This window comes from Haloplanus rubicundus (assembly GCF_003342675.1).
Lineage (GTDB): Archaea > Halobacteriota > Halobacteria > Halobacteriales > Haloferacaceae > Haloplanus > Haloplanus rubicundus.
Genome location: NZ_CP031148.1, coordinates 148,076 through 173,128, shown reverse-complemented (window position 1 = coordinate 173,128; position 25,053 = coordinate 148,076). Strand labels below are relative to the sequence as shown.

Sequence of the window (25,053 nt, the reverse complement as noted above, 5' to 3'; positions counted from 1 at the left end):
CGGTCCCCCTTACAGGTCGGTCCCGCGCATCGAGTCCGGATCGGGGTGATCGGTTCCCGCGGCGAACTTGACGTACGGCGTGCTCGCCGCCTCCCGATCCTCGTACGCCTCGGCGGCGTCCCGCACCGCCTCCCGGACGGCGGCGAACTCGTTGAACGGTTGCGTCCGCTCGATCTGTACGTCGTCGCCGTGTTTCGCCCTGAGACGGAGCGCCAGAAACGCGCCCAACTCCGTCTCCTCGAACAGCGCCGCCCGCCCCAGCTCCCGAACGACCGCCGACTCGTGCGTTCGACGGACGTTCCGGAGCGTCGTTCGGGCGGCCCGCGAGTACGTGACGACGAGTAGCAACGTCTCGGCATGTCTGCAGTGATCACCTAACGCTGTCGGTACCGGCAGCCTACGTCACCTGCTCGATGTCGAACGTCTCCGGCGCGCCCGACGCGTGCTCGGCGATCCGGTCCCGGGCCTCGGCGCGTGACGACGCCACCACGACCACGCCCTCGACGGCCTCGTCGCCGCGGCCGACGTACGCCGCCAGCCCCGTCTCGTCGTCGAACTCGGTCGCGTACGTCCGCAGTGCCGCCAGGACGCGTTCCTCGGTCGCCGCGAGGTCGGCCTCGCCGGCCTCGAACTCCCGAAGCGCCTGCTCGACGTTTCGGATCGCGGAGATGCGGTCCATCACACCACCTTGTACTGATCCGTCTTCGGGCTGTACAGGTCGCCTTTCCGGCGCAACTGCTCGATCTGATCCATCACCTTCGACTCCTCGATGCCCTCCGCCTCGGCGCGTTCGACGATGGCCTCGAGCGGCGCCCCCGCTTCCCTCTCGTACTCGGCGTCGACCGTCTCGATCACGTCCTTGATGCTCTTGATGCGGTCGCGCTGGCTCTTCGAGGTCCCCGTCTCGATCACGTCGGCGTCGAACTCGCCGGTCTCGGGGTCGACGCCGATGTCCTGCAGGCAGGAGCGGACGATGTCGGTCGCGCGGGTGGCGTCCTCGCTCTCCACGGTATCGGAGAGGCGCACCCGGGCGCTCGCCTCGGCCAGTCGGACCAGCGCCTCCAGCTTTCGCGCCGTCACCGGCACCGGCGCGTCCTCGTCGGCCCCCTTCGCGCGCAGGTCGACGTAGAAGTCCCGAATCGCTTCCTTCGCCGCGTCGGTCATCGTCGGGAAGCAGGTGCGCTTGGCGTACGCGATGTACTTCCGCAGGAGGTCGGGGTTGATGGCGGGTTCGACCGTGTCGGTGACCGAGGCCACTTCCTCGGCGCTGTGATTCGAGTTCGCCACCTTCGTCCGCTGGGTTTCGAGTTCGCCGGCGTAGTTGGTCCGCAGGATGTGCTCCGCGAGGGCGGCGTCCTCGTCCGGGTCCGGTTGGTCCGTCACGGTGAAGATCAGGTCGAACCGAGAGATGAGCGCGGGTTCGAGGTCGATCTGTTCGCCGATTGGTTCGTACTGGTCGAACCGGCCGTACTTGGGGTTCGCGGCACCGAGCAGGGAACAGCGGGATTTGAGGGTGGCATTTATTCCAGCTTTACTTATACTAATTTCTTGCTGTTCCAATGCTTGATGCATTGCAGATCGATCTTCGGAATTATGCACCACCATCCCGTTCGCGACGAAGTTGTGGGTGCCGTCGACGGTGAGGTCGTAGACGCGTGGTGGTGCTTCCCGTTCGGTAATTTCCCCGATGATCTCCCGCAAGTCGCGTCGCACGCCCTCGATCCGATCGAGCGCGACGGTTCGTACGTCGTCGAACCGACCCGTCTCGACGACGCCCCGAGTCCAGCGTGAGAGCGTTGATGCATCGACGTCAAGGTCGTCGGCGAGCAAAGTCAACGAGATACCGTACTGCGCCGCGAGTTCTCGAATCTCGCTCCACGTTTCGGGATCGGGATCGGCGGCGAGGAGTCGCCTGGCGTGTTCGACTGCTTCGTCCTTGTCGCAGCCGAGTTCGTCGGCCAGTTCGTGTTCGAGTCGTTCGATCCGATCGTCGTCCTCGTCTCCGACAGTCGTCGCCACGTCGGCGACGCGACGCCATTTCACGTCCCCTTCGAGCAGTTCTCTGAATGGTGTGAGGTCCGTCCGTGCTACGTTCCGCAATACATCTCGAAGCGCGTCGGCGATCCTCGGCCGGAGTGACGTGTCCGTCTGCCAGTTGCTGGAAATTACTTGCTGCGTGACGCCGTCCATCCGCGACGCGAGTTCCGACTGTGAGACGTGGTATCGATCCTGCAACGCTGAGAGGGTTTCCCACTCCGGGTTCGAATCCAATTCAGCCAGATCTTCCGAGGCCATTGCTCGTCGCTGTTCGAACGCGTCGAGTATCTTCCACCCGAGTCGAAGTGAGACGTTCGCGTTGCCGTTCTCAAAGTCACAGTACGTGGGACTCTCGATACCGCATTCGCTTTGATACAGACGGAGCGTGTCGCGTAATTCGGCGAGCAGACCGCCACACGACGGAATCACGTCCAGTATCGTTCGGTTGCCCACCGCGCTCTCTCGAACGGTTTCGAGTGCCGACGCCTTCCGATCGAGGACGAAGCCGATATGACGAGCGAACGCCTCAAGCGAGTCGGCAGCGGTGATGGCAAGGACGTACACGTCGCGGCTGTCGTCGCGCTCACGTGTTTGAATTTGGCTCGACACGCCGAACTCCAACAAGAGTTGTTTCGTTCCGAGGAGCAGTTCATAGCTCGCCGAAAAGATCCGTACGTTCCCCGTCTCTGTGTCGACGTTTCCTTCGCTGTCAGCGAGTGCGCGAACGAAAGTGGCTTTGCTCCGTCTCGAAGCGCCCGAGACCCCGTCGGGGAAGGCTTTCCGGTCGTACGTCTTCAGATTCATGCCTGCATCGAGTACGGCGTCGGCGTACTCCCGTCCGCAGAGTCGAATCGTCTCGACGCCGTCGGCGCGCTGTTCGCTGGGGGCTCGAATCGGGTCCGCGTCGAACGCCTCCCCACACACGCGCTCGAAGTCGGAGAGTAGTTCCTCTTCGGCGTTCGTAAATCGGATCCCGTAACTGCCGTGGTCGCGATCGTAGAAGACGTTCCCGTCGCCGGAAAGATAGCCGAGAATCGCTCCCAACGCGGGGCTGATCGATTCCTCGTGTTCGGCGATCGGATCTTCTCCCGACTCTGGACGACTAGTCAGACTACCGCCGTCCGTCGCCGACTGTGGCACCTCCCGTGGCACGTACACCCAGTCTCCGGACGATAGATCACTGGCCGCCCGTTCCACCCGTTTCCCGTCTTCGAAGACGAAGAACGGATGATCCGCCGTCGAGGTGAGCCGTTCGCCCGTCTCCAGTCGCACTTCGGTCAGTTGCTCCGGTGCCACGTACTCGTGGATGGCTGTCACGGGCCGAGAGACGATCCGGCCGTCGTCGGTCATGGTCCACGCGTCGACGTCGACGTCCCTGATTGTCCGGCCGTTGTCGAGTTCTTCGATCGTTCCCGTGGCGGCGGCGTCGCGTGCTACTTCCTCGATACGCTGGACCGTGCCGTCGGCCAAGTGGACCAGCGTGTCGCCAGTCACACACCGCATCTTGTCGAGTTCGTCGACGGCGGCGATCCCCTGATCGGCCAGCACGAGCGCCCCGGCCTCTAGGCTCCACTGCTGGCCTTCCCCGAAGTCGTCGCGGACGGCGGCGGCCGTGAGGCCAGCCGAGGACGAGCCTTTCCCCGAGGTGTAGACCGAGCGTGGGGCGATGTTGCGGATGTACGAGAGCATCTGCGAGTTGTGCGAGACGATTCCGTTGCCGAGATACGTATGCGTGCCCGCGACTTCGAGGTCGTACACCCAGTCGTAGTCGGGGGCGACCGGTTCGATGGATTCGATGTGGTCCCAGCGGATGTCGTCGTGAATCTCCATCCCGTCGGCGGCAGTTGAACCACCATCTGGGACGGGAGAAGTCGGCGTCGTCGATTCGTTCCCCACGCCGTCGATTACGCCGCTTCGACGCGCTGCGATACGATCGCCGACTTCGAGTTTGTCGGCTCTCGTTGCGTCCATGCGCCCGTCTCCGGGAACGAACAGGGGGTGTGACGGCGTTACTTCCACCTCCCGACCGAATTTGGTGCGAATGCGGTACATCCGATCGGGTGCGTCCCGCTTCCAGACTTTTGTCGCCTGTCCACGGGTAATTTTCCCGCTGGCCGTCACCGTCCGGACGGGGAAGTCGACCGACTGATAGACCCCGTCGTCGACCGGCACAGGATTTTCCAACCGTGATTCGACCAGTTCTCCGAGTTGCCGTTCAGTTCCGTCGCCGAGAACGACGTTTGTATCGAATTTCTGGCACTTCCCAGTCCCCGGATCCCCGATCAACAGCATATGCAGGTCACCCCGAATCCGCGAGCCGTCGGGGAGCGTCTTGGTCACGCCCGCGAACAACTGCAGGATCATCGCGAGTTTCTCCTCGTCGTAGCCGTAGATGGAGGGGGCGACGGAGGCGACCATCTCCCCGTAGATGTCGGGGTGGTTCGACAGTTCGATGATCTCCCGCTTGTCCGCCTCGCTGATCTCCATGTCCTCGAACTGCTCGTCCTCGATTTCGACGCTGACGCCGTCCATGTAGAGGTCGAACAGCTGGGACTTCTCGTTGCCCTCGGTCACCTGGTCGATGTGGAGGACGCCCGTGACGGTGACGTGGTCGCCGGCGGTCACTTTGCCGGTGATGTCGTCCTCGATGTCGATGTCGATGCTCTGGGGCGTCTCGCCGCCGCGGAGTCCCTCCGGCGACTCCTGTACGCGGAGCTTCTGGGAGTCGACGAACTCGCTCTGGTCGAAGTTGACGCGGAAGGGGCCCTGTCGCTCACAGCCCTGACACTCGTGGGGTTCCTGAAAGCCCCCGTCGGACTGGGGGATGTACGTCATGGTGCCACAGCGCTGGCACTCGAAGGCCGCCTCGGTGATCTTCGGCCGCACGTCGGTCGCCTTGCGGACGATGCCCGAGACGGCGATCATCCGCCCGACGTGGTTGTCGTGGACGCGGATCGACCGGATGTCGACGTTGTCGGGGAGGTTCCGCAGGCGGACGTGGGCCTGGCCGAGCGACACGTCGGCGGGGAGATCGTACACCCGGAGGGCTTCCTCCGCGAAGTCGCCGATCTGGTCGGGCTGGGAGAGGTAGTCGTCGGCGAGGTCCTGATCGAACTGATAGAGGTCGTCGTAGTCGACGTGGAGAGAGCGTTGCTCGTTGGGGTACCGCTGGGCGAGCTGGCTGATCGCGTCGCGGTAGTAGTTCCGGTAGAACCGGACGAAGCGGTCGACCAGTTCCTGATTCGGCGACGACTGCGCCATTGAATCTCCCTTGCGCGGGATGCCCTAAGAGTCTTCGCTACCGCGACGTTCGCGGATTCCTTGCCCCGACGACAGGGGCGTATTCGGACGCTAACGGCTTGCTATGGGCCGTTCTCAGCCACCGCCGCCGGCGACCCCGCTTCCGATGGCGGTGCCGCAGTCGTTGCACGCGACGACGTAGAAGCGTTTGGACGACCGGAACAGCCCGGCCATCTTCGAGTCCATGTCGACGAACTCGACGTCCGATTCCTCGGCGATATCTGCGTCACACTCGGGACAGTGTACCATGCACCGACCGTGACGCCGCGTCCGGGTAAGTGCCTTCTCGACGCTCAAATGCGCGTTGCACACACCGTCAGAGCGACACGTTCGTCTCGATGTCCTCGGTCGCCTCCCGCAACCCGTCCTCGCGGGAGTCGCTCGCGAGACGACCGGACAGGTCGTCGTCCGTCAGGAGTTCGACGAAGGCGTCGCGGAAGCGGCCGTTGGCGCGGGTTGCTCGTCCTCGACTCGCCTCGACGGCGGGCGTGTCGCCGTCGCTCTCGCGGACGAGATGGCAGTCGAGTCGGGCCCGGACCACGGCCTTCTGGTCGACACCGAGTGCCTCGGCTAGCGCCGCGTCGTCGTCGCCGTCGTAGAACCCGCGAATCAGGCGGACGTAGGCGTCGGGGTCGAGGTCGGTTTCGAAGTCGTAGCGCTCGCGCATGGTCGCGACCAGTTCGCGCAGTCGGTCGTCGACCACCTCGGGGTCGTCGACGTCGACGAGTGACCCGCGGCGCTCGGCCTGTCGCTCCGTCACCGTTCCCTCGCCGTCCGTCGCGTCGAGGAAGATGTCGCGTAGCTCCGCGGTCTTGTCGTCCATACTACGTGTAGACAGTTCGTTCCCGGTCAAAAACCCATCGGCGGGCAGTTCGTCAACCCTGACAAATTAAGTGGTTTACCGACGAGGCGCCGGTATGGCGACTCCAACGGACTCCGTCGAACTGGTCGGCGACGAGGTGACGGGTAACGTCGCCCGCGCGGTGCTGTTCGCGGCGGCGACCAGCGCCACGGCCCCCGTGGACATGGTTCACCCTCTCGCGCCGAACGTCCCGATCACGCTCCAGACGCTCTGGGTCTACCTCGCCGGCCTCGTCCTCGGTCCCCTGTGGGCGGGCGTCGCGTTCACCCTCTACCTGCTCGCCGGCCTGATCGGCCTGCCGGTCTTCGCCGGCGGTAACGCCGGTCTCGGCGTCATCCTCGGCCCGACCGGCGGCTTTCTGATCGGCTTCCCCCTCGGGGCCATGGCCATCGGCGCGGTTGCCCACGGCACCGACGGGCTGACGGCCCCCGGCGAGATTCCGGTCCCGCGCGTCGTCGCCGCGCTGATCGCGGGATCGGCCGTCGTCTACGCCGGCGGCGCCGTCGGCTACGCCCTCGTCCAGGCCATCGGCCTCGTCGCCTCCGTCTCCGCCGTCGTCGTCCCCTTCCTGCCCGTCGCGGGGCTGAAAGTCGCCGCGACGGTGGCCATCGTCCGGAGCGAGGGTCTGGTCGCGCGATGACGATCACGGCCGCGGACTACACGTACCGCTACGGCGAGGGGGCGCCGGCCGTCGACGGCGTCTCCCTCACCGTCGCCGACGGCGAGTTCCTCGTCCTCGCCGGCCCCAACGGATCGGGGAAGACGACGCTCGTCCGCGGCTTCAACGGCCTCCTGACGCCCGACGCCGGCGACATCAGCGTGAACGGCCGCCCCGTCGCCGACGACCTCGTCGCCGCCCGCACCGCCGTCGGCATGGTGTTTCAGGACCCCCGCGACGGCTTCGTCGCGGCGACGGTCGGCGCCGACGTGGCCTTCGGCCCGGAGAACCTCGGGCTGGATCGGGCGGAGATCGACCGCCGCGTCGACGACGCCCTCGACGCCGTGCGGATGCAGGGGCGGGAGACCGACCGCATCGACGAACTCTCCGGCGGCGAGCGCGAACGCGTCGCCATCGCGGGCGCGCTGGCGATGGCGCCGGACCACCTCGTCCTCGACGAACCGTTCACCGGCCTCGACCTGCGTGCGCGGGAGTCGGTGCTGGATCGGCTGGCGGCCCTCGACGCCGACGGCGTCAGCGTCGTCGTCGTCACCCACGACCTGCGGGACCTCACGTCCCTCGCCGACCGGGTCGTCGTCCTCTCGGACGGCTCGGTCGCCCTCGACGCCGCCGACCCGTCGCCGGCCGCGCTGCGCGAACTCGGCGTCCGCCCCCCATGATCACCTACGCCGCGGGCGACACCCTCGTCCACCGCCTCGACCCCCGGAGCAAGCTGTTCGTGCAGGCCGCCGTCGCCGTCGCGGCCTTCGCGCATACGACGCCCCGCGGGCTGGTCGCCCTGACGGCCTTCGTCCTCTGTGTCTGCTGGCTGGCGGCGACGCCGCTTCTCGCCAGCCTGCGCTCCTACCGCGCCTTCCTCCCCTTCCTCGTCGCCGCGCCCCTCGTCGAGGGCGCGACGCTCGGGGCGCCGTGGTTCGTCCCCGCCGACGCCGTCACGCCCGCGCTGGCGAGCTATCGGGTCCTCCTCCTGCTGCTCGTCTCGACGGCGTACATCCGCACCACACGGGTCCGGGAGTCGCGGGCGGCGATCCAGTGGCTCCTCCCCGGCCGCGCGGGCGTCGTCCTCGGCGCCGGCGTCGGGTTCGTCCTCCGCTTTCTCCCCCTCCTGCGCGACGACCTCGCCTCCATCCGGTCGGCGATGGACGCCCGTCTCGGCTCCGAACGGTCGCTCCGGGAGCGGATTCGGCTGATCGGCGTCACCGGCCTCCGGCGCGTGTTCGCCCGCGCCGACCGCTTCGCGCTCGCCCTGCAGGCTCGCTGTTTCGCGTGGAACCCGACGTTGCCGCCGCTTTCCGCGACGTGGCGGGACGCGCCCGCGGCGCTGGTGGGCGTGGGGCTGGTGGTGTGGGCCGTTCTCTGATGCGGTGTGACAACCTTTAACCCCCACCTGCGCCGCCCACTACGTATGCCCGTCCTCCAGACGACCGTCACGCGGGAGACGTTCTGGACCATCGGTCCCGTCGGCGAGGCCGCGTTCTACTACCTCGCGGCCGTCGCCATCCTCGTCTTCGGCTACGGCGTCTACGCCCGCATCACGGAGTACGCGTCGGCGCCGGCCGACCCGTTCGACCGCCTCGACGACCTGCCCGGCCGTATCGCCCACGCGACTCGCCTCCTCCTCTCCAACGAGGCGCAGTTCGACCGCGACACCTACGCCGGCGTCATGCACACGTTCATCGTGTGGGGCTTTCTCACCCTGCTCATCGGGACGACCATCCTCGCGGTCGACATGGACATCTGGACGAAACTGCTGGGCCAGCCGTCCTTCTTCGTCGGCGACTTCTACCTCTCGTACTCGCTGGTGATGGACGCGCTCGGCCTCCTGTTCGTCGTCGGCGTCGGCATGGCGCTCTGGCGGCGCTACGGCGTCCGCGACCCGCGGCTGTGGGGGAAACACACCGATCTGGAGGACGACGCCTTCGTCCTCACCCTCTTTGCCCTCGGCGTCGGCGGCTACGTCGTCGAGGCGCTCCGCATCCTCGGCACCGGCTTCCCCGACTTCGAGACGGTGAGTTTCGTCGGCTACGCCCTCGCCCTCGCGGGGCGGGCCGCGGGCATCTCGCCCGCCATGGCCGAGGCGGCCTACGCCGCCGTCTGGTGGAGCCACGCCCTCCTCGCGCTCGGCTTCGTCGCCCTCCTCCCCTACGCCAAACCCGTCCACATGCTCACGTCGATGGCGAACATCGTCACCCGCGACGAGAAGGCGGGCAAGCGCCTCCCGGGCGTCCCCGCCGACCTGCCGCCGGACGAAATCGGCACCGGCTCCGTCGACGACTTCACGTGGCGCGAACGCCTCGACCAGGACGCCTGCACCACCTGCGGTCGGTGTTCCTCCGTCTGTCCGGCCAACGAGGTGGGCCGCAACCTCGACCCGCGGAACGTCATCCTCGACCTGAAGGCCTACCGCGAGGGGCGGGCGGCGGGCGACCGGGAGGAGGTGCCCATCGTCGCGGACGGCGGCGAGAGCGTGATCGACGCCGAGTCGATGCACGCCTGCCTCTCCTGTATGGCCTGCATGGACGCCTGTCCCGTCGATATCGAGCACGTCAAGCAGTTCACGGGGATGAATCGCCGGCTCACCGAGTCGGGGGAGATGGACCCCCACGTGCAGGACGCGATGATGAACGCCTTCCAGCAGGGCAACGTCTTCGGCGACCCAGCCCGCAAGCGCCCCGAGTGGACCGAGGACCTCGACTTCGAGGTGCCCGACGCCCGCGAGGAGGCCGTGGACCTGCTCTGGTACGTCGGCGACTATCCCTCCTACGACGAGCGGAACCGGCGCGTCGCGCGGTCGCTCGCCCGCATCTTCGAGGCCGCGGGCGTCTCCTACGGCATCCTCTACGAAGACGAGCAACACGACGGCAACGACGTGCGACGCGTCGGCGAGGAGGGCCTCTACGAGATGCTCGTCGAGGACAACGCCGCCGCCTTTTCCGACGCCGAGTTCGAGGAGATCGTCTGTACCGACCCGCACAGCTACAACACGTTCACCCACGAGTACCCCGAGATGAGCGAGGAGTTCGACTACCCCGTCTCCCACTACACGGAGGTGGTCGAACGCCTCGTGCGCGAGGGTCGCCTCGACGTGCCCGCCGCCCTCGACCGGACCGTCACGTACCACGACCCCTGTCACCTCGGGCGCATGAACGACGTGTACGAGGCACCGCGCGAACTGGTGCGCGCGACGGGCGCGACGCTCGCGGAGATGCCGCGCAACCGCGCGGACTCCTTCTGCTGTGGCGGCGGCGGGGGCGGCGTCTGGACCGAAGTCGAAGAGGAGATGAAACCGAGCGAGGAGCGCCTCCGTGAAGCCGTGGCCGACACCGACGGCGACGTGGAGCAGTTCGTCGTCGCCTGCCCGATGTGTACGACGATGTTCGAGGACGGGCGGAAGACGGGTGGGTTCGAGGACGACCTCGAAATCCTGGATCTGACCGAGCTGTTGGTGGAAGCGATGGACGCCGCGGACGACGGCGCGGCGGCGAATGCAGACGGCCAGCCCGGTACGCCGGCGGACTGAGACTGCCGTCGCCGTTCTCACCGCGTGCGGCGTTCATCGGGGGCGTCGCCGACGGCTTCAGTCGCCCAGCGCCGCCGACGGACCTACAAGCGTGGAGGGACACGCCGAGACATGGCCCAGCCGAATCTCGGCGAGGCGATCATCGTCTACGACGACCCCGACGAGGGCACCGTCGAGCGGACGGTCGACAACGAGCGCATCGCCTACTTTCAGGACCACTGGATCGTCAAACTCGACGAGGACGAGGCGGGCAACGACATCGTCCGTCGCATCCCGTACCAGCGGGTCCACTACGTCGACCGCTCCGTCGAGGCGTTCGAAGACGAGATGCAGACGCTCCGACACCAGGTCGAGTCGTTCGCCAAGGACATCCAATCGACGCTTCTGGGTGGAAGCGACGACACCGACCGAGACGGGCCACACCACATCGACGTCGAGCCCGGATCGGACGACGACGGCTAGGACCGCATTCCCGGACGGCGGTCGTCAGTCGTCGACGTTGCCGTGGCGTCGGTCGCCGCCACGGCCATCCTGCGACGGGGTGAACAGCCCGAACGCCCCCGAGCCGAGCGGCCGCCGTCCCCGACCGACGAGCTGTGCGCCGACGAGCGCGACGGCCGCGAGCGTCAACACCCCTGCGAGCAGGCCGAAGCCGACCCCCCACCCCGCGCCGTCGGCGAGGGTGCCCACGACGACGGGGCCGAGCGCCCCGACGAGGATGTAGCCCGTGCGGACGGCGCCGAAGCCGACGCCACGTTCCGCGTCGGCGAGGGCGTCGACCGCCCGCGACTGGACGGGCGGCCCCCACGCCATCGCGATGCCGACGAGCGCCACGGCCGGCACGGCGGCGGCGAGTCCCGATCCGAGCGCGAGCGTCGCGTAGCCGACGGCCCCCGCGGCGAACAGCGCGGCGGTGACGGCGTCGCGGCCGAACCGGTCCGAGAACCACCCGCTCACCGGCTGGAGCGACGCCACGACGACGAAGTACGCCCCGAAGAGCGCCCCGGCCGTCGGCAACGGGAGGCCGTGGTGGTCGACGAGGAAGGTGGGGAGAAAGGAGACGGTCGTCAGCGCGGCGAACTCCCCCACGGCGGCGAGGATCGTCGAAAAGGCGACCGCCGGCCGCGAGAGGACGCCCACCAGCGTGCGTGGCCGCACCGCCGCGCCGCCGTCCGTCCGCGTCGTCGGTCGCGGACGTGAACGCGACCGACCGCCGACGAGGACGGCGCCGAGGACGACGACGGCGACGATGGCGCCGCTCCCGAGGGCGACGCGCCAGCCGAACCGGGCGCCGAGGAGCGCGGCCAGCGCGGGCGCGACCAGTCCCGCGGCCTGACTGCCGACGCGGTGGACGCCGATGACCCGTCCCACGTCCTCGAACCGCGCCGCGAGCAGCGCCGTCGCCGGGGTGTAGTAGAGGCCGGCGCCCATCCCGAGCAGGAGCGCGAAGGCGCCGAACGTGAGCAGCGACGGCGCCGCGGCGAGTGCGAGCGCCGCGACGGCCGTACAGCCGAGCGCGACGAGGACGACCCGCCGGGGACCGTACCGATCACCGGCGGCACCGCTCGGTGCCTGCGAACAGGCGTACACCAGCCACATGCCGGTGAGTATCGCCCCGACGGCTCCCCGAGAGACGCCGAACGCCTCACGGAGCGACGGGACGACGGGGCTGACGAGCAACTGCGCGAGCCGTACCGCGAAGTACGACCCCACGCACACCGACAGCGCGGCGTAGCGCTCGTTCCACCGCCCTCCCGAAAACCGTGACATAACTTGTCATGCATAGCACTCAATAGCAATATATATTTCGGGGCGCCGGACGCCAACCCCTAACCGGCCGGGCGTCCGAACGGGTGCCATGCGCGTCAACGAGGCCGACGTGGACTGGACGACGACGGAGCACGGCGAGACGGCGTTCCGGCGGAAGAAACTCGCGGCCGCGGCGGGCGGCGAGCGCCTCGGCTGTTCGCTGTACGAACTCCCGCCCGGCAAGAAGTCGTGGCCTTTCCACTACCACACCGGCAACGAGGAGGCGCTGTACGTCCTCGCGGGTTCGGGTCAACTCCGCACCCCGGACGGCACCGATTCGCTCGCCTCCGGCGACTACGTCACCTTTCCGGTCGGCGAGGACGGCGGCCACCGCGTGATCAACGACGGCGACGAGTCGCTTCGCTATCTCGCGCTGTCGACGATGGACGACCCGGACGTGACGGTCTACCCCGACTCGGACAAGATCGGCATCTACGCGGGGTCGGCGCCGGGGAGCGACGACGAACGGATCGTGGAGGGTTACTACCGCCGCGGCGACGACGTGGACTACTGGCTCGACGAGGGCTGATGGGGACTATCGGAAGCCAGCGGAGATTCTCGCCGAGACGGTCCGGCCTGGACAGTGACGATACCTCCTACGAGACGGGTCGTCGTCACCGGCGGGACGCACACCCGTCCGTCCGACGCGCCGGGAGGGCGGCCCGAATCGCCTCGACCGACGCCCGGTCGCGGTCGGGGGCGTCGTACGTCGAAAGCGCCTCACGCACGACGTCGCGGTCGGCCGCGTCGAGGGGCGCACACGACTCGATCCGGTCGAGGACCGTCAGGGAACGATCCGGCGATCCGTCGGCCGCGACGACCCGTTCGACGTGCTCCAGCACCGCGGCGTGGAGCACCCACGCCTCCTCGCGGGACAGGTCGACGCCGTCGGGACCGTGACAGGTGGTCGGGGACATGACTGTTCACCTCGATTGGCCGTAGGGGTACGAGACCTTTGTGGCTACGCCCGCTGGGTGCCGGCTGCGCACGACCGCGTCACTTACTCGAACGCCGACAGCCCCGTCAGATCCTCGCCGAGGATCAGCGAGTGGATGTCGTGGGTCCCCTCGTAGGTGTAGACCGTCTCCATGTTGGCGAGGTGGCGCATCGGCGGATAGTCGGCCGTGATGCCGTTGCCGCCGAGGATTTCGCGGGCCACCCGCGACCCCTCACGGGCCATCCGGACGTTGTTGCGCTTGGCCATCGACACCTGCTGGGGGCGCAGCTCACCCCGCTCTTTCAGGTCCGCGAGGCGGTGGGCCAGCAGTTGGCCGGTCGTCACCCGCGTCGCCAGCTCCGCGAGCTTCTCCTGCTGGAGCTGGAAGCCCCCGATGGGCCTGCCGAACTGCTCCCGTTCCGTCGCGTACTCCCGGGCCGTCTCGAAGCAGTCGCGCGCGGCGCCGACGGCCCCCCACGCGATGCCGTAGCGCGCCTGCGTGAGACAGGAGAGCGGCCCCTTCACCCCCGTCACGTCGAGGACGTTCTCCCCGGGCACCCACGCGTCCGAGAGGCTGATCTCGCCCGTGATCGACGCGCGGAGGGAGAGTTTCTCGTCGATTTTCGGCGTCCGCACGCCGTCGCGCTCTGTTTCGACGAGGAAGCCCCGGACCGGGTCGTCGGGGTCGCTCCGGTCCCGCGCCCACACCACCGCCACGTCCGCGATGGGCGCGCTCGTGATCCACGTCTTCGACCCCGTGAGCCGGTAGCCGTCGCCGTCGCGCTCCGCCCGCGTCGCCATCGACGAGGGGTCCGAGCCGTGTTCCGGTTCCGTGAGGCCGAAACAGCCGACGGCCGCACCCGTCGCCAACTCGGGGAGCCACCGCTCTTTCTGCCCCTCGGTGCCGAATCGGTGGATGGGGTACATCACTAACGCCCCCTGCACGCTCGCCATCGACCGCACGCCCGAGTCGCCGGCCTCCAGTTCCTGCATCAGGAGGCCGTACGCCCGCTCGCTCACGTTCGGCAGGCCGTAGCCGTCGAGATTCGATCCGTAGAAGCCCAGTTCGCCCATCTCCGGGATCAGGTCGGTCGGGAAGGTGCCGTCGAGGAAGTGATCGCCGATGTCCGGGCGCACCTGCTCGTCGACGAACCGACGGGCGGTGTCGCGGATCAGCCGCTCCTCCTCGCCGAGGTCGGCTTCGAGGTCGACGTAGTCGAGCATGGCTGGGGTCGGGGCGGGTCGGTGAAAGACCTTCCTCAAATGAACTCCCGCACTTCGGAGTACCACATGTCGTGGTAGTCGACGGCACCGACCCGTTCGGCGATGTCGACGGCGAGGGCGTGCCAGCACCGCTGGGACGGATCGGCCGTATCGAGGTTGTACTCCGCGTCCTTGCAGGTACAGCCGCCGTCCTCGATGATGTACTCGTCGTCGTGGCCGACGACGACGGTGAAATCGCGGTACTCCTTCACCCGCTCCTCGGAGACGGCCTCGATGGCCCGGCTCCCGCGGTCGCCGTGGGTCGCGAGGATGGCGTCGACGATGGGGCCTGATAGCTCTCCGGCCGCCGAGAGCGCCTCGCGCCAGTCCTCGACCTCGCTCACGACGCGAACCGTTGGGCCTCCGCGTCTAAAGCGGTTCGGTCGGTCGGACGGCCGTGCGACGGGCGTCCGCCGTCCGTCACGCCGAACCGCGGCGTTTTTCGGCGCTCACCGTCCACTCGATCCATGCGCGTCACCGAGGGGAGCATCGAGTTCGCAGTCGAGGACGCCCGCGACGGCGCGAGCCAGGGCCGTGGCGAGGGCGTCTTCTACAACCCCACGCAGGAACTGAACCGCGACGTGACGGTCGCTGTCCTTCGCGCCTATCGGGAGCGCGAACCCCGCGCCGAGACGTATCTGGACGCCATGACCGCCAGCGGCGTCCGCGCCTGTCGCGCCGCGAGCGAGGGCTGGGACGTGACCGCTCTCGACACCGACCCCGACGCCGTCTCGCTCGCCCGCGAGAACGCCGACCGCAACGGACTGGCCGTCGACGTGATCGAACGCGACGCCAACGTCCATATGCACGACTCGACGACCGACGTGATCGACCTCGACCCCTTCGGTACCCCCATCCCGTTCGCCGACGCCGCCTTCGCCAACGCCCGCGATCTCGTCTGTGTCACCGCCACCGACACCGCGCCGCTCTGTGGCGCCCACTTCGAGAGCGGCGTCCGCTCTTACGGCGCCGTCGCCCGGAACACCGACTACCACCCCGAGATGGGGCTTCGGGTCCTGCTCTCGGCCCTCGTCCGCACCGCCGCCCGCTACGACACCGCCGCCCGCCCCATCTGCTCGCACGTCTCCCGCCACTACGCCCGCACCTACCTCGAACTCGACGGCCGGGCGACCGAAGCCGACGCGTGTCTCGACGAACTCGGCTACGTCCACCACTGCGAGGACTGTCTCACCCGGGAGGCGGAGTGGGGGCTGATCGCCCACCCACCTGACGACTGTCCTGCCTGCGGAGGAAATCGCGTCGTCACCGCCGGTCCCCTCTGGCTGGGGGCGATCCGCGACCGCGAGTTCGTCGCCGCCGTCCGCGAGGGCGTCGACGACGGGATGGGCGAGGCGGCCCGCGCCCGCCGGATGCTCGACCGACTGGCGACGGAACTCGACGAACCCACTCACTACGACCAGCACCGCCTCTGCAAGGAGTGGACCCGGTCCGCGCCCGCGATGGACGAGTTCCTCGCGGACCTGCGGGCGGCCGGGTTCGAGGCCTCCCGCGCCCACTACCACGGGACGGCGTTCAAGACGGACGCGTCGGTCGAGGAGATTCGGGACGCGACGGCGTGACGGCGGGACCGCGCGCCCGCCGACCACCACGTCGCGAGTATCATCGCTGAGACGCCAGCCCAAATCCACAAATACGCCGGCCGCGTCCGGTACGGTATGGTATCGCTTCTCGCCCGAACCGCGGTCGCCGTTCTCGTCACGCTCTCGTTCGCCGCTGCGGGGGTGCCAGTCGCCGCCCAGTCGTCACAGCCGGCGTGGGCCGACGACCTCTTTGCCGACCTGCAGGACATGCAGCCGCGGTTCAACTCGAACGTCGGCGACGTCGAGATGAACTTCGCCGAGCGGCAGGTGTACAACCAGCTCACGGGCAACGTCGTCAACGTCTACTTCGTCAACACGGACGTCGCCTTCTCCTTTTACATGCGTCCCGATGGAACGATCACCGACCTCCGGCAGTCCCGGCGCGACGACGCGAGCCTGAAGATGCTGATGACCCGCGACACCGCCGAGAACTTGGTCGCCCTCGACAACCCCGTCCCACAGTTCGTCGAGCACGTCCAGAACGGGCGGCGGACCGGGAACACCGTCCGGGGTATCGTGATCAACGGCGAGGACGGCAAACTCGTCAAGCAGGCGACGTGGACGGTCATCAACACGGTCAAGGGGCTGTTCTAACTCCGCGTAACGACCCCCGTGATTTTTGACGACTGACGGGGCAGGAGGACGTGATGGTCGAGCACAGACGCACGCTGGATTTCAAGATCGCCTTCGCGATCGGGCTGGGCACCATGATCGCGGCGGGCATCTTCTCGCTGTCGGGCACCGCCGTCGCCGCCATCGGCAGTAGCGCCGTCGTCGCCTTCGTCCTCGCGGCGGTCGTCGCCGGCCTCACCGCCGCCTCCTACTCCGAGTTCGCCTCCATCTACGCCGAGAACGGCGGCGGCTACCTCTTCTCGACGCGCACCTTCGAACACGAGACGCTCGTCTACGCCGTCGGCGCCATGCTCTTTCTGGGCTACACCGGCACCACCGCCTTCTATCTCGCGACGATGGACGAGTGGTTCGTCCGCTTCATCCTCCCCGACTCCCTGCACTTCCTCCCGCACGGGACGACCGGCGTCGTCGCGGCCGTCCTGTTGGGCACGCTCAACGCCCGGGGCACCGAGGAGAGCGGCACCTTCCAACTGCTCGTCACCGGCGCGAAGGTGGCCGTCCTCGTCGCCTTCGTCGCCGGCGCGTTCACGTTTCGCGGACCGACCGTGGCCGTCGACACCTTCACCACCCGCTTCACCGCCGACGCCGTCGGCATCGTCACCATCGCCGCCCTCGCCTTCATCACCTTCTTCGGCTTCTCCGCCATCGCCGCCAGCGCGGGCGAGATCATCGAACCCCGCAAGACCGTGCCGCGGGCCATCGCCGCCAGCATCGTCACCGTCACCGTCCTCTACGCGTTCGTCATCGTCGCGATGGTCAACTCGCCCGTCCCGGCCGAAGTGATCGCTCAGGAGGGCGAGACGGCGATGGGCCGCGTCGCCGCCGGCTTCCTCGGTCCGCTCGGCCGGTCGCTAATCGTCGCCGGCGCGGTGTTCAGCATGGTCAGCGCCTCCAACGCCAGCGTCCTCGCCGCCAGCGGTATCGGCTCCCTGATGGGCCGGCAGGGACAGGCGCCGCGTCCCTTCGCCCGCATCCACACCCGCTACGGCACTCCCTTCTGGAGCGTGATGGCGACGACGGCCACCATCGTCGCCATGATCGTCGTCTTCATCGGGCTGTTCCCGGCTGAGGGCGGCATCGTGCCGGTCGACCTCACCGTCACCCTGCCTGCCGTCGGCCCACTCACCCTGACCGAACTCGGTCTCACGACGCTCACCGGCTTCGCGACGCTCAACCTCCTGCTTCCCCTCTCGGTCGTCAACGCCGCGCTCGTCTACTCCCGACGGCGCTTCCCCGACCTCGAACGCGGCTTCCGCGTCCCCGGCGTTCCGGCCGTCCCCGTCCTCGGCATCCTCGCCAACGTCGCGCTCATCTACAATCTCCCGGTCAAGGGCGTGATCGTCGGTCTCCTCCTCGTGGTCGGGATGCTCGCCGCGTACCTCGTCTGGGGCGGCGCGCCCGGCGTCGAGGAGCTGTTCGAGCAGGTGGTGGCCCCGTCTAGGCCGACGGCGGCCGGCGAGACGACGGCAGCCGCCGGGGCGGAAGCGGAAGAAACGGCGGGCGAGCGCCACCGCATCCTCGTCGCCGTCGCGCGTCCGGAGCGGGCGCCCCAGTACACCCAGCTTGCCGCGACGCTCGGCCGCCTCCGCAGCGACGACCCGCTCGTGCAGGTGGTCACCGTCACCCACATCCCCGACCAGACGCCGTGGGAAATCGTTGAGGACACCGCCAGACGGCGGACCGAGCGCATCGAGTCGCAACTCGCGGACGCGGATATCGACGTCGACTACACCGTCGAGGGGCACATCTGTCAGGACGTCGCCTTCGACATCGTCCAGACCGCTCGCGACGACGGGGCCGACCTGATTCTCATGGGCTACCCCGAGGAACACACCCGGATCGCGGAGCAGGTGGAGTACTCCGCGCCCTGCGGCGTCCTCTTTGCCAGCGGCGTCTCCGATCCGGACATCGGCGTCGTCAACATCGGCGCCGGCGGCGGCCCGCACCACCTCGATCTCCTCTCGCTGATCGAACGAATGGGACAGGAGGGGACCGAACTCCACGTCATCAACGTCACGCCGGAGGGTGGACAGGGACGCCCGGAGAACGCCGAGACGACCATCTCGCGACTCGCCGATGCGCCGACCGTCGAGGTTCAGAACGTCGCCGCCGCCTCCGTCGCGGAAGGCCTCGTCCGGACTGCAGCGGAGAACGGTGGCATCCTCGTCATCGGCGCCACCCGCACCCGGCGACTCCGGCGGTGGGTGTTCGGGAGCACGCCGGACCGCGTCATCGAACTCGCGAAAGGCGCGGACCTGCCCGTCCTCGTCTACGCGAGTCCGCGCGGCGTCCACGGCCCCATCGAGGACTACGTCTACCCCGTCTACCGCGCCCTGACCGGGCGGCGGCGCGGCCCCGTCGACGAATCCGAATCGTCGTCATCGGCCGAGAACCGGTCGCACTGACCGCGTTATCCGGGGCGTATCGTCGCCACCGGCTTCCGGGTTCGTCGTTGCGTGGCGTCGCCGAGAATCTCCGACCACCCCCGATACGCCCTATCAGTAGCGATTAGTGGGCCCGCTCCCTCCCCATCCACAATGAGCGTGCAAGCCGAGTTCGACCGGTGGGCGAGCGAGGGGAAGGATCGGGGGATGGAGGAGCGACACTGGCACACGGCGAAGGAGGCCCTCGCCCGGATGCCCGCCGAAGCCGGCGAGACGGTGCTCGACCTGGGCACCGGCTCCGGCTACGCCCTGCGGGCGCTCCGCGAGACGCGCGACGTCGGTCGGAGCGTCGGCCTCGACGCCTCCGGCGAGATGGTGCGGAACGCACGGAGCTACACCGACGACGACCTGCTCGATTTCCTCCGCGGCGACTTCGGCCACCTCCCCTTCCGTGATGGGAGCGTCGATCACGTCTGGTCGATGGAGGCCTTTTACTACGCCCAAGACCCCGACGCCGTCCTCCGGGAACTCCGCCGAATCCTGCGCCCCGGCGGCACGTTCTTCTGTGCGGTCAACTTCTTCGCGGAGAGCGTCCACACCCACGAGTGGCAGGAGACGGTGGGCGTCGAGATGCAGCTGTGGGACCGCGAGCGCTATCGCGAGGCCTTCCGCGACGCCGGCTTCCACGTCGCCGAACAGGACACCATTCCGGACCGCGAAATCGACATTCCGCCCGCCGACGCGTTCCCGACCGAGGACTGGGACTCCCGCGAGGAGATGGTGGATCGCTACCGGACGTGGGGGACGCTCCTGACCGTCGGCGTCGCGCCGTAGCCGACTCGGACGGAGCACTGTCCCTGTTTTCCGGACCGCCTCGGCGACCAACCGACACTGACTCACCGTCCCCCGTCTCACCCCGCGAACGCGATGGGGACCGGCGTGAAACACAGCACCCCGAGCACGAGCGTCAGAGCGCCGACAACCCGCCGTTTCGGGCCCACCGGCGTCTCGTCCATGGGCGTCGCGCTCCCGGCGCGGGAAAACAGGAGGGTCAGCACGCCCCAGAACGCCCAGATCTGTGCGCCCCGGCCGCCCTCGACCACCACGAGATAGCCCGCGAGCCCGAACAGCGCGAGTGGGATCACCCGCTGGATCGAGTCGAGGCGCTCCCCCACGAGCGCCCGCGTCACGTGGGCGCCGTCGAGCTGGCCGACCGGAAGCAGGTTGAGGAACGTGACGAACGCGCCGACCCACCCGCCGACGACCACCGGGTTGACCGTCCGTCCGGCCCCGTAGCTCAACGGCTCGCCCAGGAGGGCAGCGATGCCCTGCACCAGGAGCGGGTAGCCCAGTTGAAGGTCGGCAACGAGCGTCGACCCCGACGCGACGGGCGGGAGCGAGACGCCCACTGCGGTGACGACGACGGTCGCGCCCAGCCCGGCGAGGGGGCCGGCGACGCCGATGTCGAACAGGGCGCGACGGCTCGGAATGGTGTCGTTCATGCGGATCACCGCCCCGAGCGTGCCGAGGACGCTCGGAATCGGGATGAAGTAGGGCAGCGACGCCTCCACCTCGTGGTGGCGGCTGAGAACGTAGTGGCCGAGTTCGTGGACCGCGAGGACGCCCAGGACCGACAGGGCGAAGGGCCACGCCCCGACGACGGCGAGCGGATCGGCGCGCAGGTCGATGCCGTACCACTGCGAGCCGGCATAGAGCGTCGTCACGAGCGTCGCCCCGAACAGCGCGACGTGGGTCCACGGCACGCCGTCGACCCCCGTCGACCGCTCCGTCGCGACGAGGACGTACTCCCCCATCTCCCGGGTGAGGGTCACGCGGTAGCCCCGCTCGCGAAACGCCGGGGCGAGCGTCCGCAGGACGGCCTCCCTCGCCTCGGTGAGTTCGCCGTAGTATCGAACCCCCTCCTCGGCCGCCTCCACCTCGTATACGAGAAACGCGTCCGTGAGCGACTCCGGGTCGGGGAGATCGCCCGAAACCGTGGGTTCGTCCATCGTCGTCGGTAGGGCCTACAGCCACTAGTATCCCGTGGCCGACGCCCTCGTGATTGCGGTTCGTGGGCCGTCACGCGGTCGAATCGGGCGGTTCGGCGTGTCGCTTATGCTCCCGCGTCACGAACGACAGCCGTGCCCGGACTCCGGTTTTTCGCCTGTGAACGGTGCGAAACGGTGTACGCCGCCCCCGAAGAGCCGAGCGGCTGCGACCGGTGTGCGGACGGGCGACTCGCGGAACTCGGCGACGCCGACGGCGCCGCGGCGTACTTCGCCCCCGTCGACTGAGACTGTACCGACTCGCAACAACCTACGAACGGGCACGGGCTTTTGTCGCCGCCGCGCGAACCGGGCGGCGTGTCCGCTCGATCACGGCTCGCCCTCGTTCGGACCGTCGTCCGCGAGGTCCAGGCGCGGGACGCCACCCTCTTGGCCGCCAGCATCGCCTACTACGCCTTCGTCTCCCTGTTGCCCCTGCTCGTCCTGACGACCGTCGTCGCCACGGTCCTGGGCGGGACGGGGCTTCGGACGGCCGTCCTCGGCCTCGCCGATCGGTATCTCCTCCCCGTCGGGCAGGATCTCGTCGGCGAGGCGCTGGCGAACACCACGGGGCGGGGCGGCGTCACGTTCGTCGGCTTGCTCCTCCTCCTCTGGAGTTCGCTCAAGCTCTTCCGCGGCATCGACACCGCCTTCGCCCGGATCTACGGCACCCCCGCCCGCGACTTCCTCGGGAGCCTCCGGATCGGCGCGACGGTGCTCGCCGCCGTCGGCGTCGGCTCCTTCGGCGGCGTCGTCCTCGTCGGCGTCGTCGCCCTCCTCCGGACACCCGTCGCCCTCCTCGCCCCGCTGGCCTTCTTCGTCGTCCTCGTCGCCGCGCTCTTTCCGGTCTACTACCTGACGCCCACGGCCGATCTGGCGCCGCGCGAGGCGCTCCCAGGAACGCTGTTCTGTGCCGGCGGGTGGACGATCTTCGGGACGGCCTTCGCCCTCTATGCCGCCATCGCGACGACGAGCGGCCGGTTCGCGCTCTACGGCGCCCTCGGCGCGATCTTGCTGCTCGTGACGTGGTTCTACCTCGCCGGCCTCGTCCTCCTCGTCGGCGCGACGATCAACGCCGTCCGGGCCGACCGGCTCACCGACTCGGATCGGCAGGTACAACACCCGCCGGACCGAGACGACGTGACGACGGCAATGACCGGCGACGACAAGGATCCATCCCCGGCACCGGACATCGAGGACCTCGCCGACCGAGTCGACGAGGTTCGCGAGGATCTGGACGCCTTCGAGGCCGACGTGGAGGACCGAACGGTCGACCGGCCGGCGCTGGAGTCGGAACTCAAGGCGTACGTCCGCCGGCGGATGCGTCGCGGCCACGCCCGCGGCTGGGGTCCCTATCTCGTCCTCCTCTACGGGACGGTCATGACCCTCGGCGCCTTCTACCTGCTCTCCGATCTCGTCGCCCTCGTCGCCATGATCGTGATCTTCCTCTCGACGCTCGGGCTGTACGTCCTCTTCGTCATCTTCGGGGCGGGGCTCTCCCTGCTCGGCAAACCGGGGCAGGCCCTCGACTCGCTCCGCCGGTTCCGGCGCTGACCGTCCGGGGAGTATAAACTGATTCGCCCCCATCGGCCACCCATGCTCCGCGTCGCCCGTCCGGTCGCCGACCGCGGCGTCGGCGAAGCGAGCGTCGTCGAGGCGCTCCCGGACGCGGTCGTCGCCCTCTCTCACCTGCTCACCCATCTCGGCGACCCGGTGACGCTCCTGTTGCTCGTGACCGCCGGCTACCTCCTCGCGGACCACCTCGACGTCCCGTCGACGCGGATGGCCACGGCCCTCGCACTCGCTCTCGGGGCGCTCGCGCTGACGCTCGCGCTCAAGCACGGCTTCGCGCTCCCGCGTCCCCCCGACGCCGGGACGGACGGCTTCGGCTTCCCCAGCGGCCACGCCATCGGCGCGACGGTGGTGTACGGCGGCCTCGCCCGACTGGTCGCCCCCGACGACCGGCGCGCGACGGGCGTCGCCGCCGCCCTCGTCGTCCTCGTCGCCGCCTCGCGGGTGCTCATCGGCGTCCACTACCTCGTCGACGTGATCGTCGGCGTCGCCGTCGGCGTCGGCTACCTCGCCGTCGCCTTCCGACTCGGTCCCGGGTGGGGGGCCGAGGACGTATCCACCGCCGCCGCGGCTCGGACGTTCGCCCTCGCCGTCGGCCTCGGTCTCGTGGCGGTGGGCGTGACGGTCGTCGTCGACACCGTCGTCGCCGTGGCCGCGGCCGCGGGCGGCTGGATCGGCTGGCGCGTCGTCGCGGAGCGCGTGACCGAAACCGCCGGCACGACCCGACAGCTCGTCGCGTCCGTGGTCGTCCTCCCGGCCGTCGGCTTCGTCGCGACCCTCGTCGCCGAGGGCGACGTCTCGCTCGCCGTCGCCGCCGTCCTCGCCGGGAGCGTCGTCGCGCTGGTCGTCGTCGCGCCCGGCCTGTGGGTGCGCGGCGCGCGGACCCGTCCGCCGTAGGTCGGCCGCGTCGCTCGCCGTCGTCGCGTGCGCGAAAAAATAGTCGGTGGGGCGGTCCTCAGAACTTCTCGAGGTAGCGGTCGAGCTCCCAGTCGGAGACTTCGACGATGTACTCGCCGAACTCCTGGGACTTGGCCTCGACGAACTTCTCGGCGACGTGGTCGCCCATCGCGTTCTTGATGACCTCGTCTTCCTCGAAGGCCTCGACGGCCTCGCCGAGGTTCGACGGGAGCGTCGTGATGCCGTACTCCTCGCGTTTCTCCTCGTCGAACTCGTAGATGTTCTCGCGGACCGGGTCGGGGCAGTCGAGGTCGTTCTCGATGCCGTCGAGACCCGCGTGGATCATGGCCGCGAAGGCGAGGTAGGGGTTACACGACGGGTCGGGCGACCGAAGCTCGATCCGGGAGGCCGCGGGGACGCGCGCGGCGGGCTTGCGGACGAGCGCCGAGCGGTTGCGGTCGGACCAGGCGACGTACACCGGCGCCTCGTAGCCGGGCACCAGCCGCTTGTAGCTGTTCACGGTCGGGTCGGCGATGGCCGTGATGGCCGGCGCGTGTTCGAGGATGCCCGCGAGGTAGCTCTTGGCCGTGTCGCTCAGGTTGAACTCGTCGTCCTCGTCGTGGAAGGCGTTCTCGCCGTCCTCGGTGAACAGCGACATGTGGGTGTGCATCCCCGAGCCGTTGATCCGGGCGATGGGCTTGGGCATGAACGTCGCGTGGAGGTCGTGTTCCGCCGCGATGGCGCGCACGACCGAGCGGAAGGTGGCGACGTTGTCCGCCGTCGAGAGGGCGTCGTCGTACGTGAAGTTGATCTCGTGTTGCCCCTCGGCCACCTCGTGGTGGGAGGCCTCGATGTCGAAGCCCATGCTCTCGAGGCCGTAGATGATGTCACGGCGCACGTCCGAGGCGAGGTCCTTGGGTGCGAGGTCGAAGTAACCGCCGGCGTCGTTCGTCTTCGTCGTCGCGCGCCCGTCCTCGTCCTCCTCGAACAGGAAGAACTCTGGCTCGGGGGCCATGTTGACGTTGTAGCCCATCTCTTCGGCGCGCTCGATGGCGTTTTTCAGGACGCCACGCGGGTCGCCCGAGAACGGCTCGCCGGTCGACGTATCGACGACGTCACAGATGAGTCGCGCCGCCGCGCCGCCGTCGGAGTCGCCGTTCCGCCACGGGAGGACCGCGAACGTCTCCGGATCGGGATCGAGACGCATGTCGGACTCCTGAATCCGGACGAAGCCGTCGATGGAGGAGCCGTCGAAGTAGATGCCCTCGGTGAACGCTTTCTCCGCCTGCGTCGCCGGCACCGAGACGTTCTTGACCGTCCCGAGAATGTCGGTGAACTGGAGCCGGAGGAAGTCGACGTTCTTCTCGTCGATTTCGTCGATCACGTCCTGTTCTGTCGCCGTCAAACCGCCGTCAGTCGCCGTATTTTCGTCCGTCATGTTCTGGACAGGGTTAATCTATACTCCTAGTATTAAGCCCTTTTTGTTGTCTGCAATTTCCTCCCCGCCTCGACCG

General features: G+C 68.6%; 24 protein-coding genes. 13 read left to right on the top strand and 11 right to left on the bottom strand.

Features of this window, described 5'->3' with window-relative positions:
• Window positions 1-9: 9 nt before the first annotated feature.
• From DU484_RS01760 to DU484_RS01745, 5 genes are all read right to left on the bottom strand, one after another.
• Entirely contained in the window at window positions 10-348 is a 339-nt protein-coding gene (locus DU484_RS01760) for a DUF7855 family protein (protein ID WP_114604947.1), read from the bottom strand.
• A gap of 49 nt (window positions 349-397) precedes the next feature.
• A complete protein-coding gene (locus DU484_RS01755; protein WP_114604946.1) occupies window positions 398-679 on the bottom strand; it encodes a DUF7854 family protein in 282 nt (93 codons plus the stop codon).
• The gene (locus DU484_RS01750; RefSeq protein ID WP_114604945.1) at window positions 679-5,298 is read right to left on the bottom strand and encodes an LAGLIDADG family homing endonuclease; all 4,620 of its coding nucleotides are present in this window, start codon (window positions 5,296-5,298) and stop codon (window positions 679-681) included. Before DU484_RS01750 ends, DU484_RS01755 begins: the two co-directional genes overlap by 1 nt.
• 114 nt (window positions 5,299-5,412) lie before the next feature.
• Window positions 5,413-5,586, bottom strand: a complete 174-nt coding sequence (locus tag DU484_RS19865; protein ID WP_187347744.1) for a hypothetical protein — start codon at window positions 5,584-5,586, stop codon at window positions 5,413-5,415.
• A gap of 67 nt (window positions 5,587-5,653) precedes the next feature.
• Window positions 5,654-6,160 carry a conditioned medium-induced protein 4 gene (locus DU484_RS01745; protein ID WP_114604944.1) on the bottom strand — a complete coding sequence of 169 codons (507 nt, stop codon included), beginning with the start codon at window positions 6,158-6,160 and terminating at the stop codon, window positions 5,654-5,656.
• A gap of 94 nt (window positions 6,161-6,254) precedes the next feature.
• Between DU484_RS01745 and DU484_RS01740 the strand changes: the two genes are divergently transcribed.
• The 5 genes from DU484_RS01740 to DU484_RS01720 all read left to right on the top strand — a co-directional run bounded on the left by DU484_RS01740 (window position 6,255) and on the right by DU484_RS01720 (window position 10,860).
• Window positions 6,255-6,839 carry a biotin transporter BioY gene (locus tag DU484_RS01740; RefSeq protein ID WP_114584476.1) on the top strand — a complete coding sequence of 195 codons (585 nt, stop codon included), beginning with the start codon at window positions 6,255-6,257 and terminating at the stop codon, window positions 6,837-6,839.
• Window positions 6,836-7,537: an energy-coupling factor ABC transporter ATP-binding protein gene (locus DU484_RS01735; RefSeq protein WP_114584475.1), complete on the top strand. Its 702-nt coding sequence runs from the start codon at window positions 6,836-6,838 to the stop codon at window positions 7,535-7,537. The genes DU484_RS01740 and DU484_RS01735 overlap by 4 nt, the downstream gene beginning before the upstream one ends.
• On the top strand, window positions 7,534-8,238 hold the full coding sequence (locus tag DU484_RS01730; RefSeq protein ID WP_114604943.1) for an energy-coupling factor transporter transmembrane component T family protein: 705 nt from the start codon (window positions 7,534-7,536) through the stop codon (window positions 8,236-8,238). The genes DU484_RS01735 and DU484_RS01730 overlap by 4 nt, the downstream gene beginning before the upstream one ends.
• 45 nt (window positions 8,239-8,283) lie before the next feature.
• The gene (locus tag DU484_RS01725; protein WP_114604942.1) at window positions 8,284-10,398 is read left to right on the top strand and encodes a (Fe-S)-binding protein; all 2,115 of its coding nucleotides are present in this window, start codon (window positions 8,284-8,286) and stop codon (window positions 10,396-10,398) included.
• Between the two features lie 111 nt (window positions 10,399-10,509).
• Complete coding sequence (locus DU484_RS01720; protein WP_114584472.1) at window positions 10,510-10,860, top strand: hypothetical protein; 351 nt, start codon at window positions 10,510-10,512, stop codon at window positions 10,858-10,860.
• 24 nt (window positions 10,861-10,884) lie between these two features.
• On the opposite strand, the gene DU484_RS01715 is transcribed toward DU484_RS01720, so the two are convergent.
• Window positions 10,885-12,168 carry an MFS transporter gene (locus tag DU484_RS01715; RefSeq protein ID WP_114604941.1) on the bottom strand — a complete coding sequence of 428 codons (1,284 nt, stop codon included), beginning with the start codon at window positions 12,166-12,168 and terminating at the stop codon, window positions 10,885-10,887.
• Between the two features lie 88 nt (window positions 12,169-12,256).
• Here DU484_RS01715 and DU484_RS01710 point away from each other — a divergent pair, with 88 nt between their 5' ends.
• Complete coding sequence (locus tag DU484_RS01710) at window positions 12,257-12,736, top strand: cupin domain-containing protein (protein ID WP_114604940.1); 480 nt, start codon at window positions 12,257-12,259, stop codon at window positions 12,734-12,736.
• Window positions 12,737-12,821: 85 nt separating this feature from the next.
• Here the strand turns inward: DU484_RS01710 and DU484_RS01705 are convergent, their stop codons facing one another.
• The 3 genes from DU484_RS01705 to DU484_RS01695 all read right to left on the bottom strand — a co-directional run bounded on the left by DU484_RS01705 (window position 12,822) and on the right by DU484_RS01695 (window position 14,751).
• Entirely contained in the window at window positions 12,822-13,124 is a 303-nt protein-coding gene (locus DU484_RS01705) for a DUF7853 family protein (protein ID WP_114604939.1), read from the bottom strand.
• 83 nt (window positions 13,125-13,207) lie between these two features.
• Entirely contained in the window at window positions 13,208-14,368 is a 1,161-nt protein-coding gene (locus DU484_RS01700) for an acyl-CoA dehydrogenase family protein (RefSeq protein ID WP_114604938.1), read from the bottom strand.
• A gap of 35 nt (window positions 14,369-14,403) precedes the next feature.
• Window positions 14,404-14,751 (bottom strand): hypothetical protein, encoded by a 348-nt coding sequence (locus DU484_RS01695; protein WP_114604937.1) that lies wholly within the window; start codon window positions 14,749-14,751, stop codon window positions 14,404-14,406.
• Between the two features lie 123 nt (window positions 14,752-14,874).
• Between DU484_RS01695 and DU484_RS01690 the strand changes: the two genes are divergently transcribed.
• From DU484_RS01690 to DU484_RS01675, 4 genes are all read left to right on the top strand, one after another.
• Entirely contained in the window at window positions 14,875-15,987 is a 1,113-nt protein-coding gene (locus DU484_RS01690; RefSeq protein WP_114584466.1) for a tRNA (guanine(26)-N(2))-dimethyltransferase, read from the top strand.
• A 96-nt stretch (window positions 15,988-16,083) separates the two neighbouring features.
• On the top strand, window positions 16,084-16,602 hold the full coding sequence (locus tag DU484_RS01685) for a hypothetical protein (RefSeq protein WP_114604936.1): 519 nt from the start codon (window positions 16,084-16,086) through the stop codon (window positions 16,600-16,602).
• A gap of 53 nt (window positions 16,603-16,655) precedes the next feature.
• Window positions 16,656-19,046, top strand: a complete 2,391-nt coding sequence (locus tag DU484_RS01680) for an amino acid permease (protein WP_114604935.1) — start codon at window positions 16,656-16,658, stop codon at window positions 19,044-19,046.
• A gap of 132 nt (window positions 19,047-19,178) precedes the next feature.
• Window positions 19,179-19,859 carry a class I SAM-dependent methyltransferase gene (locus DU484_RS01675; RefSeq protein ID WP_114604934.1) on the top strand — a complete coding sequence of 227 codons (681 nt, stop codon included), beginning with the start codon at window positions 19,179-19,181 and terminating at the stop codon, window positions 19,857-19,859.
• Window positions 19,860-19,936: 77 nt separating this feature from the next.
• On the opposite strand, the gene DU484_RS01670 is transcribed toward DU484_RS01675, so the two are convergent.
• Entirely contained in the window at window positions 19,937-21,034 is a 1,098-nt protein-coding gene (locus tag DU484_RS01670) for a site-2 protease family protein (RefSeq protein WP_114604933.1), read from the bottom strand.
• A gap of 132 nt (window positions 21,035-21,166) precedes the next feature.
• Between DU484_RS01670 and DU484_RS19860 the strand changes: the two genes are divergently transcribed.
• From DU484_RS19860 to DU484_RS01660, 3 genes are all read left to right on the top strand, one after another.
• The gene (locus tag DU484_RS19860) at window positions 21,167-21,319 is read left to right on the top strand and encodes a hypothetical protein (protein WP_187347743.1); all 153 of its coding nucleotides are present in this window, start codon (window positions 21,167-21,169) and stop codon (window positions 21,317-21,319) included.
• A 69-nt stretch (window positions 21,320-21,388) separates the two neighbouring features.
• The gene (locus DU484_RS01665; RefSeq protein WP_114604932.1) at window positions 21,389-22,624 is read left to right on the top strand and encodes a YihY/virulence factor BrkB family protein; all 1,236 of its coding nucleotides are present in this window, start codon (window positions 21,389-21,391) and stop codon (window positions 22,622-22,624) included.
• Window positions 22,625-22,666: 42 nt separating this feature from the next.
• Complete coding sequence (locus DU484_RS01660; RefSeq protein WP_114604931.1) at window positions 22,667-23,539, top strand: phosphatase PAP2 family protein; 873 nt, start codon at window positions 22,667-22,669, stop codon at window positions 23,537-23,539.
• A gap of 58 nt (window positions 23,540-23,597) precedes the next feature.
• On the opposite strand, the gene glnA is transcribed toward DU484_RS01660, so the two are convergent.
• Window positions 23,598-24,977 (bottom strand): type I glutamate--ammonia ligase, encoded by a 1,380-nt coding sequence (gene glnA / locus DU484_RS01655; protein WP_114584459.1) that lies wholly within the window; start codon window positions 24,975-24,977, stop codon window positions 23,598-23,600.
• Window positions 24,978-25,053: the final 76 nt, after the last annotated feature.

Excerpts from the sequence above, each read along its gene's own strand:
- DU484_RS01755 (WP_114604946.1), bottom strand. The coding sequence starts at position 679 with ATGGACCGCATCTCCGCGATCCGAAACGTCGAGCAGGCGCTTCGGGAG.
- DU484_RS01750 (WP_114604945.1), bottom strand. The coding sequence starts at position 5,298 with ATGGCGCAGTCGTCGCCGAATCAGGAACTGGTCGACCGCTTCGTCCGG.
- DU484_RS19865 (WP_187347744.1), bottom strand. The coding sequence starts at position 5,586 with ATGGTACACTGTCCCGAGTGTGACGCAGATATCGCCGAGGAATCGGAC.
- DU484_RS01745 (WP_114604944.1), bottom strand. The coding sequence starts at position 6,160 with ATGGACGACAAGACCGCGGAGCTACGCGACATCTTCCTCGACGCGACG.
- DU484_RS01740 (WP_114584476.1), top strand. The coding sequence starts at position 6,255 with ATGGCGACTCCAACGGACTCCGTCGAACTGGTCGGCGACGAGGTGACG.
- DU484_RS01735 (WP_114584475.1), top strand. The coding sequence starts at position 6,836 with ATGACGATCACGGCCGCGGACTACACGTACCGCTACGGCGAGGGGGCG.
- DU484_RS01730 (WP_114604943.1), top strand. The coding sequence starts at position 7,534 with ATGATCACCTACGCCGCGGGCGACACCCTCGTCCACCGCCTCGACCCC.
- DU484_RS01725 (WP_114604942.1), top strand. The coding sequence starts at position 8,284 with ATGCCCGTCCTCCAGACGACCGTCACGCGGGAGACGTTCTGGACCATC.
- DU484_RS01720 (WP_114584472.1), top strand. The coding sequence starts at position 10,510 with ATGGCCCAGCCGAATCTCGGCGAGGCGATCATCGTCTACGACGACCCC.
- DU484_RS01715 (WP_114604941.1), bottom strand. The coding sequence starts at position 12,168 with ATGTCACGGTTTTCGGGAGGGCGGTGGAACGAGCGCTACGCCGCGCTG.
- DU484_RS01710 (WP_114604940.1), top strand. The coding sequence starts at position 12,257 with ATGCGCGTCAACGAGGCCGACGTGGACTGGACGACGACGGAGCACGGC.
- DU484_RS01705 (WP_114604939.1), bottom strand. The coding sequence starts at position 13,124 with ATGTCCCCGACCACCTGTCACGGTCCCGACGGCGTCGACCTGTCCCGC.
- DU484_RS01700 (WP_114604938.1), bottom strand. The coding sequence starts at position 14,368 with ATGCTCGACTACGTCGACCTCGAAGCCGACCTCGGCGAGGAGGAGCGG.
- DU484_RS01690 (WP_114584466.1), top strand. The coding sequence starts at position 14,875 with ATGCGCGTCACCGAGGGGAGCATCGAGTTCGCAGTCGAGGACGCCCGC.
- DU484_RS01685 (WP_114604936.1), top strand. The coding sequence starts at position 16,084 with ATGGTATCGCTTCTCGCCCGAACCGCGGTCGCCGTTCTCGTCACGCTC.
- DU484_RS01680 (WP_114604935.1), top strand. The coding sequence starts at position 16,656 with ATGGTCGAGCACAGACGCACGCTGGATTTCAAGATCGCCTTCGCGATC.
- DU484_RS01675 (WP_114604934.1), top strand. The coding sequence starts at position 19,179 with ATGAGCGTGCAAGCCGAGTTCGACCGGTGGGCGAGCGAGGGGAAGGAT.
- DU484_RS01670 (WP_114604933.1), bottom strand. The coding sequence starts at position 21,034 with ATGGACGAACCCACGGTTTCGGGCGATCTCCCCGACCCGGAGTCGCTC.
- DU484_RS01660 (WP_114604931.1), top strand. The coding sequence starts at position 22,667 with ATGCTCCGCGTCGCCCGTCCGGTCGCCGACCGCGGCGTCGGCGAAGCG.
- glnA (WP_114584459.1), bottom strand. The coding sequence starts at position 24,977 with ATGACGGACGAAAATACGGCGACTGACGGCGGTTTGACGGCGACAGAA.